The sequence below is a fragment of the Roseovarius halophilus (ex Wu et al. 2025) genome (assembly GCF_047086965.1).
Genome location: NZ_JBKOTX010000064.1, coordinates 1 through 13,427, shown reverse-complemented (window position 1 = coordinate 13,427; position 13,427 = coordinate 1). Strand labels below are relative to the sequence as shown.

Below are 13,427 nucleotides of genomic sequence, written 5' to 3'. Positions count from 1 at the left end.
ATCCCCGATTGAGGCGGTCATGAGCGCAATCGACACCCTGCCCCCCCTGCGCGAGGTCATCGCGGCACACGGCCTGTCCGCGCGCAAGTCGCTGGGCCAGAACTTCCTGCTGGATCTCAACCTGACGGCCAAGATCGCGCGGTCGGCGGGCGATATCCGCGGCGCCGACGTGCTGGAAATCGGGCCGGGCCCCGGCGGCCTGACCCGGGGCCTGCTGGCCGAGGGGGCGCGCAAGGTGCTGGTGGTGGAAAAGGACACCCGCTGCCTGCCCGCGCTGGCCGAGATCGCGGCGGCCCATCCCGGGCGGCTGGAGGTCATCAACGCCGACGCGCTGCAGGTCGATCCGCTGGCCCACCTTTCCCCGCCTGTCAAGGTCGTGGCCAACCTGCCCTACAACGTCGGAACCGAGCTGCTGGTGCGGTGGCTGACCCCGGCGGACTGGCCGCCCTTCTGGGAATCGCTTACCCTGATGTTCCAGAAGGAGGTGGCCGAGCGGATCGTGGCACGGCCCGGCGGCAAGAGTTACGGGCGGCTGGCGCTGCTGGCGCAATGGCGGGCCGAGGCGCGGATCGTCATGCATCTGCCGCCCTCCGCCTTCACCCCGCCGCCCAAGGTGTCCAGCGCGGTCGTGCATCTGACGGCCCTGCCCGAACCGCGTTTCCCGGCCGATCCGAAGGTTCTGGAACGCGTTGTCGCAACCGCTTTCAACCAGCGGCGCAAGATGCTGCGCACCGCGCTGAAAGGGCTGGCGCCGGACATCGAGGCCCTGCTGACCGACGCGGGGATCGCGCCGACCGACCGGGCCGAAACGGTTGATCTGGAACGGTATTGTGCGCTCGCCCGGTTGCTGGCTGCCTGACGGCGACCACCGCCAGCCGGCCCGACCGCTATTCCGCAGCCTTGGCGGCGTCCTCGCCGTCGGGGGTGGCGGTGTTGTCGCCTGCCGCGCCGCCATCGGCGCTGTCAGCCTTGCCATCGTCGTCGCCCTTGCCACCGCCGGGCGTATCACCCTTTGGCGCCTGTTTCTTGGCGCGCGGCTTGCGCGGGCGCTTGGGCTTCTCGGCCGGTTTGCTTTCGGGCGTCTCCACCAGCCCGCTGTCGCCGTTTCCGGTCGTTTCGCCGATCACGTCGGGCTGCGGGGTCTGCGCCGGGTCATCGGGCGCGGCGGGCGCGGCGGGCATGCCGCCGGTGTCGCGTTCCTGCTGGCGGGCCCGGTCTCGGTCACGCTCGGCCTGACGCTCCCGGTTCTGGCGCTCCTGGTCCTCGCGGCGGGCTTCCTGTTCTTTCTGCGCGGCCCCCAGCATGCGCAGGTAATGCTCGGCATGCTGCTGGAAATTTTCCGCCGCCACGCGATCCCCCGAAAGCTGGGTGTCATGGGCAAGCTGGTTGTACTTGTCGATGATCTGTTGCGGCGTGCCCCGCACCTTGCCTTCCGGTCCCGAACTCTCGAAGACGCGGTTGACGATATTTCCCATGGAGCGGTTGCGGTTCGACTTGCCCCGCGAACGTGACTTGGATGATCTCATATTTCCTGCAGTCCAGCGCTTTACTTTATTCGCCGCTTGATCCGGTCCGGCGCCCTGCGCCTTGGCCTGCCCGGATCCGACTTGTCTTGGCTTTGCATCAGGCGGGATGATCTGGTCTTGTATCCGCTGCCGTGATACTCATGAGTAAACATGTGGCAGGGCCTCGCACAAGGGGGTGACGGAAAAATAACGCGATTCGGTACGGATTATTCCCCGAATACGCGGGATCCCGCATGTTCAGCCGGGCTTTCGGCCAAGCACGACCCTGTCGCGGCCGTCCAGATCGGGCAGGATGGCAACGTCTTCGAATCCGGTATCACGCAACAGCGCCGACACTGCCGCCCCCTGCCGCCAGCCGATCTCGACCATCAGCCGGCCACCGGCGCGCAGAAGCCCGGCCGCCCCCGGCACGATCACCCGGTAGGCGCCCAGCCCGTCACCCGCATCCGTCAGTGCAATTGCGGGATCATGCGCCAGTTCGGGCGCGAGTGTCGCCATTTCATCGGCGGCGATATAGGGCGGATTCGACACGACAAGGTCGAACCCGCCGGGCAGGCCCTCGATCCAGTCCGCCACCCTGAAATCCACCCGCGCCGCAACCCCGAGGCGGTGCGCATTCTCCCGCGCCACGTCGAGCGCCGCGGCCGAGATGTCGGTGCCCAGCCCCGTGGCGCCCGGCCGCTCGGCCAGCAGGCTGAGCAGGATGCAGCCCGAGCCGGTGCCGAGGTCGAGCACCCGGTCGAAGGGCAGCTCGATCGCCGCGGCCACGAGCGTCTCGGTATCGGGGCGCGGGTCCAGCACATCGCGCGTGACGCGGAAGCCGTGTTTCCAGAAATCGCGCGTGCCGGTGATCTTGGACAGCGGCTCGCCGCGGGCGCGGCGATCGGCCATGGCAAGGAAAACCTCCATCAGCGCCGGCGTGAAATCGCCGGGCGCCAGCCGGTGCAACTGCCCCCGCTCCAGCCCCGCGGCATGGGCCAGCAGCAACCGCGCCTCGCGCATGGGCGCGTCCGTCGCGGTCAGCCGCGCCGCTGCCTGTCGCAGGGCGCGGGCCAGTGCCTCACCCGCCGTCCGGGCCGTGGCGGGTGCCGTCACGCGTCCATCTCGGCCAGCAGCGTGGCCTGCGCGTCGGCCGTCAGCGCGTCGATCACCTCGTCCAGATCGCCCTGCAGCACCTGGTCCAGCTTGTAGAGCGTCAGGTTGATGCGGTGATCGGTCATCCGGCCCTGCGGGAAATTGTAGGTGCGGATGCGTTCGCTGCGGTCGCCCGACCCCACCTGCGTCGCGCGGGTTTCCGCCCGCGCGTCATGCGCCTTCTGTCGCTCGATGTCGAACAGCCGGGATTTCAGCACCTCCATCGCGATCTCGCGGTTGCGATGCTGGGATTTCTGCGACGAGGTCACGACCATCCCCGTGGGAAGATGGGTGATCCGCACCGCCGAATCCGTCGTGTTCACGTGTTGCCCGCCCGCCCCGCTGGCGCGCATCGTGTCGATCCGCAGATCCGCCGGATCAACGTGGATATCCACGTCCCCGGCCTCGGGCAGGACGGCCACGGTGGCCGCCGAGGTGTGAATGCGGCCGCCGGATTCGGTTTCCGGCACGCGCTGCACGCGGTGCACGCCGGATTCGAACTTGAGCCGGGCAAAGACGTGATCACCCGACACGCGCGCCACCAGTTCCTTGATCCCGCCCAGCTCGGTCTGGGTTTCCTCGATGATGTCGAAGGACCAGCCCCGTCTCTCGGCGTAGCGCTGGTACATGCGCATCAGGTCGCCGGCGAAAAGCGCGGCTTCCTCGCCGCCGGTTCCCGGCCGTATCTCGATGATGGCGGGGCGGGAATCGGCGGCATCCTTCGGCAGCAGCGCCAGCCGCAGCTTTTCCTCCAGCGCGGGACGTTGCTCTTCGAGGGTGGCCAGCTCCTCCTCGGCAAGGGCGCGCATCTCCGGATCCTCCAGCATGGCGCGCGCGCCCTCGATATCGGACAGCAGGCGATGGTAGGCGCGGATCTCCTCCACGACGGGGCGCAACTCGGCGTATTCGCGGCCCAGCGTGGCAATGTCGCCACCGCCCTCCGCCATCCGCGCTTCAAGATATTCGAAGCGCTGCGTGATCTCGTTCAGTCTGTCCAAAGGCACCATGACACGTGCATCTGTCCCATCCGCGGGATTTGGTCAAGAGCGCGGCTCATGCTATATTCCGCGCATGAGGGCATTACTCGTGTTGATGATGCTGGCCGGGCCCGCCGTGGCCGACGGGCAGATCAAGGGCAAGACGGTCGATTGCTACTGCACCGACCGCAACGGCGACCGCGTGGAGCTGGGCCAGACGATCTGCCTGCGGGTCGACGGACGGATGTTCATGGCGCAGTGCCAGATGTCGCTGAACAACCCGATGTGGCGCAAGGTGGCGGATGGCTGCCTGTCATCCGGTCTCGGCGAAGCGGGCAAGCCAGCGGTCGATCCGGGCGGCGTTGACGCCCAGATCTGACCGGCCGAAACGCAGCCTGCCGTAGATCTCGACCTGCGGCCCCGCATCGCGGATCGTGGTGTAATCCGGGAAGCCGAAAACGGCCGACCGGGTCACGTAGGTCACCATCCCCTCGTTTACCGATCCGGCCAGGCGCTCCGTGCGTGGCGTGGCGCGGATGATCCGGTCAAGCCGGGCCAGCCCGTCCTGCCCTGCCCCGACGATGCGCATGGCGCCGCCGGGCAGATCGCGGTTCGTGATGGCCGCGGGCATCCTGTGCCACCGCGCCGGATCGCTCGGCGCCAGACGCACCCATGCCGCCCCCAGCCCCACGACAAGCATAATGGCCACAAGGCCCCATTTCAGCATCGCGCTTTCCCGCTACAAGCGACAGGCCACCCCGTGTCAGCCGCCCGTCTTTCCGTCCACCGTGTCGGCCATCGCCTCGGCCCGCGCGGCGATCTCGGCAAGCGTCTCGCTCACCGATTCCGGCACGACCGGCACCTCGATCTTTTCCGGCTCGGGCCGGGGCGCGTTGCGCAGCTGGTCCAGTTCGGCGTCCTTCTCGGCCATCCTGTCTTCCATCTCGCGCAGCTTGTCCTGCAGGCCGGCCGTCTTGTCGGCCAGCATCAGCCCGGCCATCAGCAGCATCCGCGCCTCCGGGATGCGCCCGATCTGGGCCGCCAGCACCGCCGCTTCCTCGTCAAGCATCTTGGCCGCGGCGCGCAGGTAATGCTCCTCGCCCTCCTGACAGGCCACCTCGAACGACCGGCCGCCGATCTGGATTTCCACCTCGGGCATCACGCGTCCTCCGTCTTTTCGTCGCCGCCGGCATCGCCGGACGCGGCATCAATCATGCCGGCAAGGTCGGTCATGACCGCGTCGACCTCGGCCCGCTGTGCCGCTTGCGTCGCCCGCAGCGCCTCCAGTTCGGCCATCATCGATTTGTTGACAAGGTGCGGGTCGGCAATGTCCTGCTGCATCGCGTCGCGCAGCGCCGCGTTGCTTTCGCGCAGCTGCTGGTTCGCGCTGCGCAGCGACTGCAGCTCCGAATCCAACTTGCGCACGGCTTCGGCGCGCTCGGCTTCGGCCTTCTCGGCCTGCGCCAGCCGGCTTTCGTGTTTCTGGCGCAGCGCCTTGACGCGTTCCTCCAGCTGCGCGTTCGCCAGCTTCTCGTCGTCCAGCTGCTGGCGCAGCGTCTCGGCCTCGTCGGCCTCACCCTCGGGACGGAGCGTTTCGAGCCCCTGACCGATCCGGTCCAGCGCGGCGGTGATCCGGCGCTGGAATTCGTCGATATCGCTCATGTGTACCTGTCCTTGCCCTGCTTCTTGCGCACGCGGCGAATCGCCTGTGCCACCTGTTTCCCGCGATTCTAGCGAAAGGGCCACCAAAATGCGCCCCCCTCGGGCCCCGTGGCCCCGGCGCGGCTTGAACTTTGAGGCGGGGCTGATATTCAGCGGCGCAGGAAACGCCACTTCAAAGGATGGACACCCCGTGGATATTGCCTCGCTGCGCTCCGCAAATCCCGACCACTGGAACAAGGCGGCAGCCATTCGCGCGCTCACGCTCGATGCCGTGGCCGCCGCAAATTCCGGCCATTCCGGCATGCCGATGGGCATGGCCGATGTCGCGACGGTTCTTTACGAAAAGCACCTGAAATTCGACGCCGCCGCGCCCGACTGGCCGGACCGCGACCGGTTCATCCTCAGCGCCGGTCACGGCTCGATGCTGCTTTACGCGCTGCTCTACCTGACCGGCTACGACGGCATGACGCTGGACCAGATACGCGATTTCCGGCAATGGGGCGCGGTGACAGCGGGCCATCCCGAGAACTTCCTCCATCCCGGGATCGAAACCACCACCGGCCCGCTTGGCCAGGGCATCGCCAACGCGGTGGGCTTCGCCATCGCCGAGGAATCGCTGCGCGCCCGCTTCGGCCGCAAGCTGGTGGATCACCACACCTACGTCATTGCCGGTGACGGCTGCCTGATGGAAGGTGTCAGCCACGAGGCGATCACGCTGGCCGGCCGCCAGAGCCTGGGCAAGCTGATCGTGTTCTGGGACAACAACAACATCACCATCGACGGCAAGGTTGACCTTGCCGACCGCACCGACCAGGTCAAGCGCTTCCGCGCGGCCGGCTGGCAGGTGCTGGAAATCGACGGCCACGCCCCCGACGAGATCGACGCGGCGATCACCACGGCCCGGAAATCGCGCCGCCCCACCATGATCGCCTGCCGCACGCACATCGCGCTCGGCCACGCCGCGCAGGACACGTCCAAGGGGCATGGCGCCCTGACCGACCCGGACCAGTTGCAGGCCGCGAAGGAGGCCTACGGCTGGGCCCACGGCCCCTTCGAGGTGCCTGCCGACATCAAGTCGGCATGGGAAGAGATCGGCCAACGCGGCGCCGGTGACCACGCGGCATGGCAGGCGCGGCTGGACGAAACCGGCGAACGCCGCCGGGCCGAGTTCGCCCGCGTCATGCGCGGCGAGCCGCCCGGCAAGCTCGGCGCGCGGATCAAGGCGCTGAAGAAACAGATCTCCGGCGAAGCGCCCAAGGTTGCCACCCGCAAGTCCAGCGAGATGGTGCTGGAGGTCGTCAACCCGCTGATGCCCGAAACGCTGGGCGGATCGGCCGACCTCAGCGGATCGAACAATACCCGCACCGGCGACATGACGGTTTTCGACGTGGACAACCGCAAGGGCCGCTACATCCATTACGGCATCCGCGAACACGGCATGGCCGCCGCGATGAACGGGATGGCCCTGCATGGCGGCGTGCGGCCCTACGGCGGCACCTTCATGTGCTTCACCGATTACGCGCGCCCCGCGATGCGGCTGGCCGCGCTGATGAAGGTGCCGACCGTCTTCGTGATGACCCATGACAGCATCGGGCTGGGCGAGGACGGCCCGACCCACCAGCCGGTGGAGCATCTGGCGATCAGTCGCGCCACCCCCAACACCATGGTCTTCCGGCCCTGCGACACGGTCGAGACGGCCGAGGCGTGGGAACTGGCGCTGCAATCCGCCGATACGCCCTCGGTCCTGTCGCTGACGCGTCAGGGCGTGCCGACGCTGCGGCTTGAGCATCGCAACAAGAACCTGACGGCGCAGGGCGCCTACGTGCTGGCGGAGGCGACCGGCAAGCGGCAGGCGATCCTGCTGGCCACCGGTTCGGAAGTGGGCGTGGCGATGGCCGCGCGCGACCTGCTGCAGGCCGAGGGGATCGGCACCCGCGTCGTGTCCATGCCCTGCTGGGAGCTGTTCGAGGAACAGGACGAAAGCTATCGCAAGCGGGTCCTGCCCGGCGGACAGGCCGTTCGCGTGGGCGTGGAGGCCGCCGTGCGGCAAGGCTGGGATCGCTGGCTGTGCGGCGAGCGCGGGCGCGAGAACCGGTCGGGATTCGTCGGCATGGAGGGCTTCGGCGCCTCCGCGCCCGCCGGCACGCTCTACGAGAAATTCGGCATCACCGCCGAGGCCGTGGCGGACAAGGCCAAGGCGCTGCTCTGAACCGCCGCCCCGACAGGCACGATCGCCCCGCCGGCCACGGCGGGGCGTTTTCGTTGCAGCCCTGCCTGTGCCCGGGCACAGGCGGCCGGCCCGGCGCCGCCACACGCACCCGCCGGTATCCGCTTCGCTGACACGCCCCACGGCCGCGACACGGCCCACGAACGCGATAAGCCCCGCCGGCCGGGGCGGGGCTTGCACTGTTTCGGGGCCGGCCCGGCTAGGCGCGCAGCTTCTCGCCCTTGGGGTCGAAAGGCGGTTCGTGCAGTACCCATGCCTTGTGCGGCTGGCCCAGCACCATCACCTCGACCTCGTCACCCGGCTCGGCCGTGCCGTTTTTCACGTAGCCGAGCGCAAGGCTCATCTCCACCGTGTAGCCATAGGTGCCCGACGTGACGCGGCCCACCGGCTCGCCGTCCTTCAGGATCGGCTCACCGCCCGTCGCGTCGGCGTTCGAGGCATTGACCGCCGCCTCGTCGATATGGACCAGCACCAGGTTCTCGCGCGGCGGCTGCTCCATCGCCCTTTGCGTGGCCTCCTTGTGCAGGAAATCCTTCTGCATCTTGCACAGCGGCGCCAGTCCGACCTCGTGCGGGAAGTACTCGGGCGAATACTCGCGGCTCCACGATCCGTAGCCCTTCTCGATCCGCATGGACATCAGCGCCCGCGCGCCCACGGGGCCGGCGCCGAATTCCTTGCCCGCGTCCAGCAACGCGCGGTAAAGCTGTTCCTGGTCCTCCGTCCGGCAGTGCAGTTCCCAGCCCAGATCACCGGTGAAGCTCACCCGCAGGGCAAGGCAATCGACGCCCGCGATCTCGATGCGCTTGGAGCGCATGAAGGGAAAATCCTCCGTCGCCAGCGAGGTGTTGGTCATGCGCTGCAACAGCTCGCGCGACTTGGGCCCGGCCACGTTGAAGCCGCACATCGCCTCGGTATGCGATTCGAAGGTCGTGCCCTCGGGCAGCGGCACCATGTCGAAGAAACGCTTGTGATACCGCTCGGCCATGCCCGAGGACACGATCCAGAACTCGTCCTCGGCCGTGCGCGTCACCGTGGCATCGCCGGCAATGCCGCCGCGCACCGAGATCAGCGGCGTCAGGCAGGCGCGCCCGACGCTCTTGGGCATGTTGTTGGCGAAGACCGCGTTCAGCCAGTCTGCCGCGCCCGGCCCCTTGACCCGGTACTTGGCGAAGTTCGAGATGTCGATGATGCCCGCCCTCTCGCGCAGCATCCGGCATTCATCCCCCACCGGGCCCCACCAGTTCTGGCGGGTGAACCCGTTGGTGTCCTCGGTGCCCGGCGTGTCGGCGAACCATTGCGGGTGTTCCCAGCCATAGTTCAGGCCGAAGATCGCGCCCATCTCCTTCTGCATCTCGTAGACGGGGCGCGTACGCAGCGGCCGGCCCGCCGCGCGTTCCTCGTTGGGATAATGGATGGCGAAGCGGTGGGTATACACGTCCTCCACCTTGGACATGACGAACTTGCTGTCGTTGGCCCACAGGCCGAACCGCGCGATGTCCCACGGGAACATGTCGTACTGCATCTCGCCCTCGGTCAGCCACTGGGCGACCATCAGCCCCATCCCGGCCGACTGGCTGAAGCCCGGAATGATGCCGCCACACATGAAATACCCTTTCACTTCGGGCACCGGGCCAAGGATCACGTTGCTGTCGGGCGACCAGATCATCGGGCCGTTGATCACCCGCTTGATCCCCGCCTCGCCCACTGCCGGAACCCGGTCGATGGCGCGCATCATGTTTTCCTCGATCCGCTCCAGGTCATCCGGGAAAAGATCGTGGGCGAAGTCCAGCGGCGTGCCGTCTTCGGCCCAGAACTTCATGTGCCGCTCGTAGGCGCCGATCAGCAGGCCCTTGCCTTCCTGCCGCAGGTAGTACTCCCCGTCGCGGTCGGCGACCGACGGCAGCCGCCGGTCCATGCCGTCGATCTCGGCCATCGTCTCGGTCACGAAATACTGGTGCTCGGTGGGTTGCAGCGGCACCTCGATACCGGCCAGCCTGGCCACCTCGCGGCCCCACAGGCCGGCCGCGTTGATCACCCACGGGGTTTCGATGGTGCCCTTGGGCGTCTCCACGATCCACGTGCCGTCGGGTTTCTGCGTCGTGGCCGTGACCGGCGTGAACCGGTGGATCTCCGCCCCCTTCTGGCGCGCGCCCAGCGCATAGGCATTCGTCACGCCCGACGGGTCCACGTTGCCGCCTTCAGGTTCCCACATGATGCAGCGGACGCCGTCGAAATCGACCAGCGGGTGCTTTTCCTCGGCCTCCGCGCGGGTGATCTCGTAGAAGTTCATGTCGTAGAGCTTGGCCTTGGCCGCCTGCAGCTTGAGCTGGTGCTCGCGGTTCTCGGTCTGCGCAAGATAGAGCGAGCCCGGCTGGAACACGCCGCAGCTCTGTCCCGTCTCGGTCTCCAGCTCCTTGTACAGGTTCATCGTGTAGTGCTGCAGCCGCGAAATGTTGGCACTGTCATGCAGCCCATGGATGTTGGCCGCCGCGTGCCACGTGCTGCCGGATGTCAACTCGTCGCGCTCCAGCAGGACAACGTCGTGCCATCCCAGCTTGGCGAGGTGATAGAGGATGGAGCATCCGATAACGCCGCCGCCGATGACGACAGCCTGTGCATGGGTTTTCATCGTTCTTCCCTTGAACCTGTTTTCAGCTTCCAGCCTGACACGTTTCATAGACGCCATGACGGCCGGTTCCCGACATCATTCGCCGCAAGCACGCAAATGTCGCTTCCTTTTCCGTCAGGGAATTACGGTTTGCGGCAGGGGCCGGCATTGCCCGACCGCGCCCGCCGCGCATTGCCGGCTGAGTGGCCATGCCATCGCCCTGACGCCCCTCCGGAACGCGGCGCTCTTGACGGGCGCGCTGCCCGAAGATGGACCGCTCCCGCCCGACCAGACCGCCACCCCCGTTGCGCCCGAAGCAAGTTCCCGTCCCGGCCCCGCACGCGCGCCACGGTCGCCGCACCACCCGGTGTTAACCCTTCACGGCCCCATTTCGCGCGCCGGCGCGATACCGCCGGGAAACCGACGCGATACCAACGGCGCGTTGCCGCGGCAGCGGGGCGTCAACCTGTGGCCTCCGCGACATGATCTGTCGCAAACGGACATGCCCGATCCGTGCGGGGCGACAGTCTGGACGGACCAGAAAGCAGGGAGATCCCCATGAAAACCACCACCCGCGTGGCCGTCATCGGCGGCGGTGTCGTCGGCTGCAGCGTCCTTTACCACCTGACCAAGCTCGGCTGGTCCGACGTCATGCTGATCGAACGGTCCGAGCTCACCTCCGGCTCCACGTGGCACGCGGCGGGGGGCTTTCACACCCTGAACGGCGACACCAACATGGCCGCGCTGCAGGGGTATACCATCAATCTTTACAAGGAGTTGGAGGAAATCACCGGCCTGTCCTGCGGGCTGCACCACGTGGGCGGCGTGACGCTTGCCGACAACCGCGACCGGATGGACATGCTGCTGGCCGAGCGCGCCAAGCACCGCTACATGGGGCTGGACACCCGGATCGTCGACCCCGGCGAAATCCGCGATATCGCCCCGGTCACCGACACCAAGGGCGTCATCGGCGCGCTCTACGACCCGCTCGACGGCCACCTCGACCCCTCCGGCACCACGCATGCCTATGCCAAGGCCGCGCGCATGGGCGGCGCCACGATCGAGACGCAGTGCAAGGTGGTCGAGACGACGCCGCGCCCCGACGGCACGTGGGACGTCGTCACCGAGAAAGGCACGATACATGCCGAACACGTCGTCAACGCCGCCGGCCTCTGGGCGCGCGAGGTCGGCGCGATGGCCGGCACCTACCTGCCGCTCCACCCGATGGAGCACCAGTACCTCGTGACCGAGGAAGTGCCCGAGATCGCCGCCATCATCGACGCGGGCGGCGAACATCCGCACGTGATGGACCCGGCAGGCGAAAGCTACCTGCGCCAGGAGGGCCGCGGCCTGTGCATCGGCTTCTACGAACAGGCATGCCGGCCATGGGCCGTGGACGGCACGCCGTGGACCTTCGGGCACGAACTGCTGCCCGACGATTTCGACAAGATCGAGCACAGCATCGATTTCGCCTACCGCCGCTTCCCGGCACTTGAACGCGCGGGCGTGAAATCGGTGATCCATGGCCCCTTCACCTTCGCGCCCGACGGCAACCCGCTGGTCGGGCCGGTGCCGGGGCTGCCGGGCTACTGGTCGGCCGTGGGCGTGATGGCGGGCTTCAGCCAGGGCGGCGGCGTTGGCCTGATGCTGGCGCAGTGGATGGTCGAGGGGGAATGCGAACGCGATGTCAGCGCGATGGATGTCGCCCGCTACGGCGACTGGATCACGCCCGGCTACACCCGCCCCAAGGTGATCGAGAACTACCAGAAAAGGTTCTCCGTGGCCTACCCGAACGAGGAACTGCCGGCCGCCCGCCCCTTCCGCCAGACGCCCATGTACGACATCTTCGACGCGATGGGCGCCGTCTGGGGCCACCAATACGGGCTCGAGGTCGTCAACTACTTCGCCGACAAGGGCGAGCCGCGCTTCGAAACACCCTCCTTCCGCCGCTCCAACGCGTGGGAGGCCACGCGGCGCGAGGTGCGCGCGGTACGCGGGGCCGTGGGCATCAACGAGGTGCACAATTTCGGCAAGTACCTCGTCACCGGGCCGAACGCGCGCGCCTGGCTCGACCGGATCATGGCCGGCCGTGTCCCGCCCCCGGGGCGCGTCGCGCTCGCACCGATGCTCAGCCCCAAGGGCAGGCTGCTGGGTGATTTCACGATTTCCTGCCTCACCGACCAGGCCTTCCAGCTCACCGCCTCCTACGGCGCGCAGGGGCTGCACATGCGCTGGTTTGACGCGAACCGGGCCGACGGCGTCCATGTCGAGAACATTTCCGATCGCCTCAACGGCTTCCAGATCGCCGGCCCGAAGGCGCGCGACGTACTGGCGGCCTGCACACGCGACAGGGTCGATGACATGGCCTTCATGGATGTCCGGCAGGCCACCGTCGGGATGACCGGCTGCCTCATCCAGCGCGTGAGCTTCACCGGCGATCTGGGCTACGAGGTGTATTGCGACCCGATGGCGCAGCGCACCCTGTGGCAGACCCTCTGGGACGCAGGACAGACGCACGGGATGCGTCCCTTCGGCATGCGCGCGATGATGTCGCTCAGGCTCGACCGCTTCTTCGGCTCATGGGGCGCCGAATTCTCGCCCGACTACACCCCCGGCGAAACGGGCATGGACAGGTTCGTCAGCTTCCGCAAACCCGCCGATTTCATCGGCCGCGCCGCGGCCGAGGCCGAACGCGACGCCGGCGCCGCGCGCCGGCTCGTGGCCTTCGAGGTCGCCGCGCTCGATGCCGACGTGCACGGCGATGAACCGGTCTGGATCGACGGGGCGGTGCGCGGCTTCTGCACCTCTGGCGGGTATTCCCACCATGCCGACAAATCCGTCGCCCTCGCGCTCATCCCGGCCGACCTCGCCATCGACGGATTGGCGGCCGAGGTCGAGATCCTCGGCGACAAGCGCCCCGCGCGTCTCGTGACGACCCCGCTTTTCGACCCCGGCGGCGACAGGATGCGCGGCTGACATCGCCGTGCTACCCTGCCGTCATGAGCCGACCCGAACCCACCCGTTTCTTCTCGGGAAAAATACCCCGGGGTGAATTGGCCGAAGGCCAAGAGGGGCAGCGCCCCTCACCCGCCCGCCCCGCGGCGCACGCCCATGGCTGATCTTGTCATTCTGCTCCCCGCGGCCGGCGCCTCCGCCCGCATGGAAGGACCGGACAAGCTGCTGGAACCGGTGGACGGGATGCCGCTGTTGCGCCGGCAGGTGCTGATGGCGTTGGCCACCGGCGCGCCGGTGCTGGTCACGCTGCCGCCCGGGGCGGCCAAGCGGCGCGCGGC

12 protein-coding genes are annotated in these 13,427 nt (G+C 68.0%); 5 read left to right on the top strand and 7 right to left on the bottom strand.

Annotation, left to right across the window (positions count from 1 at the left end):
• The first annotated feature begins 19 nt into the window (after positions 1-19).
• A complete protein-coding gene (gene rsmA / locus ACH107_RS14230) occupies positions 20-859 on the top strand; it encodes a 16S rRNA (adenine(1518)-N(6)/adenine(1519)-N(6))-dimethyltransferase RsmA (protein WP_412506388.1) in 840 nt (279 codons plus the stop codon).
• 28 nt (positions 860-887) lie between these two features.
• Here rsmA and ACH107_RS14225 read toward each other — a convergent pair whose 3' ends face one another.
• The 3 genes from ACH107_RS14225 to prfA all read right to left on the bottom strand — a co-directional run bounded on the left by ACH107_RS14225 (position 888) and on the right by prfA (position 3,667).
• Positions 888-1,526 (bottom strand): DUF4167 domain-containing protein, encoded by a 639-nt coding sequence (locus ACH107_RS14225; RefSeq protein WP_412506387.1) that lies wholly within the window; start codon positions 1,524-1,526, stop codon positions 888-890.
• Positions 1,527-1,763: 237 nt separating this feature from the next.
• A complete protein-coding gene (gene prmC / locus ACH107_RS14220) occupies positions 1,764-2,621 on the bottom strand; it encodes a peptide chain release factor N(5)-glutamine methyltransferase (protein WP_412506386.1) in 858 nt (285 codons plus the stop codon).
• Complete coding sequence (gene prfA / locus ACH107_RS14215; RefSeq protein ID WP_412506385.1) at positions 2,618-3,667, bottom strand: peptide chain release factor 1; 1,050 nt, start codon at positions 3,665-3,667, stop codon at positions 2,618-2,620. Before prfA ends, prmC begins: the two co-directional genes overlap by 4 nt.
• Positions 3,668-3,731: 64 nt before the next feature.
• Here prfA and ACH107_RS14210 point away from each other — a divergent pair, with 64 nt between their 5' ends.
• Positions 3,732-4,016 carry a hypothetical protein gene (locus tag ACH107_RS14210; protein ID WP_412506384.1) on the top strand — a complete coding sequence of 95 codons (285 nt, stop codon included), beginning with the start codon at positions 3,732-3,734 and terminating at the stop codon, positions 4,014-4,016.
• On the opposite strand, the gene ACH107_RS14205 is transcribed toward ACH107_RS14210, so the two are convergent.
• Genes ACH107_RS14205 through ACH107_RS14195 form a run of 3 tightly spaced genes read right to left on the bottom strand, consistent with a single transcriptional unit; the run spans position 3,951 to position 5,299 of the window.
• Positions 3,951-4,364, bottom strand: a complete 414-nt coding sequence (locus tag ACH107_RS14205; protein ID WP_412506383.1) for a DUF1499 domain-containing protein — start codon at positions 4,362-4,364, stop codon at positions 3,951-3,953. The genes ACH107_RS14210 and ACH107_RS14205 overlap by 66 nt on opposite strands.
• A 36-nt stretch (positions 4,365-4,400) precedes the next feature.
• Positions 4,401-4,796, bottom strand: coding sequence for a cell division protein ZapA (locus ACH107_RS14200; protein WP_412506382.1), 396 nt, complete (start codon positions 4,794-4,796; stop codon positions 4,401-4,403).
• Positions 4,796-5,299 carry a hypothetical protein gene (locus tag ACH107_RS14195; RefSeq protein ID WP_412506381.1) on the bottom strand — a complete coding sequence of 168 codons (504 nt, stop codon included), beginning with the start codon at positions 5,297-5,299 and terminating at the stop codon, positions 4,796-4,798. The genes ACH107_RS14200 and ACH107_RS14195 overlap by 1 nt, the downstream gene beginning before the upstream one ends.
• 190 nt (positions 5,300-5,489) lie before the next feature.
• Here ACH107_RS14195 and tkt point away from each other — a divergent pair, with 190 nt between their 5' ends.
• A complete protein-coding gene (gene tkt / locus ACH107_RS14190) occupies positions 5,490-7,508 on the top strand; it encodes a transketolase (RefSeq protein ID WP_412506380.1) in 2,019 nt (672 codons plus the stop codon).
• Positions 7,509-7,725: 217 nt separating this feature from the next.
• On the opposite strand, the gene ACH107_RS14185 is transcribed toward tkt, so the two are convergent.
• A complete protein-coding gene (locus ACH107_RS14185) occupies positions 7,726-10,155 on the bottom strand; it encodes a GcvT family protein (RefSeq protein ID WP_412506379.1) in 2,430 nt (809 codons plus the stop codon).
• 537 nt (positions 10,156-10,692) lie between these two features.
• On the opposite strand from ACH107_RS14185, the gene ACH107_RS14180 reads away from it, so the two are divergent.
• On the top strand, positions 10,693-13,110 hold the full coding sequence (locus ACH107_RS14180; protein ID WP_412506378.1) for a GcvT family protein: 2,418 nt from the start codon (positions 10,693-10,695) through the stop codon (positions 13,108-13,110).
• A 135-nt stretch (positions 13,111-13,245) separates the two neighbouring features.
• The coding region (locus ACH107_RS14175; protein ID WP_412506377.1) for an NTP transferase domain-containing protein at positions 13,246-13,427 on the top strand (182 nt) is incomplete at its 3' end.

Coding starts and splice junctions, on each gene's coding strand:
- ACH107_RS14200 (WP_412506382.1), bottom strand. CDS start 4,796: ATGCCCGAGGTGGAAATCCAGATCGGCGGCCGGTCGTTCGAGGTGGCC.
- ACH107_RS14210 (WP_412506384.1), top strand. CDS start 3,732: ATGAGGGCATTACTCGTGTTGATGATGCTGGCCGGGCCCGCCGTGGCC.
- ACH107_RS14205 (WP_412506383.1), bottom strand. CDS start 4,364: ATGCTGAAATGGGGCCTTGTGGCCATTATGCTTGTCGTGGGGCTGGGG.
- ACH107_RS14185 (WP_412506379.1), bottom strand. CDS start 10,155: ATGAAAACCCATGCACAGGCTGTCGTCATCGGCGGCGGCGTTATCGGA.
- ACH107_RS14225 (WP_412506387.1), bottom strand. CDS start 1,526: ATGAGATCATCCAAGTCACGTTCGCGGGGCAAGTCGAACCGCAACCGC.
- prfA (WP_412506385.1), bottom strand. CDS start 3,667: ATGGTGCCTTTGGACAGACTGAACGAGATCACGCAGCGCTTCGAATAT.
- ACH107_RS14180 (WP_412506378.1), top strand. CDS start 10,693: ATGAAAACCACCACCCGCGTGGCCGTCATCGGCGGCGGTGTCGTCGGC.
- ACH107_RS14195 (WP_412506381.1), bottom strand. CDS start 5,299: ATGAGCGATATCGACGAATTCCAGCGCCGGATCACCGCCGCGCTGGAC.
- rsmA (WP_412506388.1), top strand. CDS start 20: ATGAGCGCAATCGACACCCTGCCCCCCCTGCGCGAGGTCATCGCGGCA.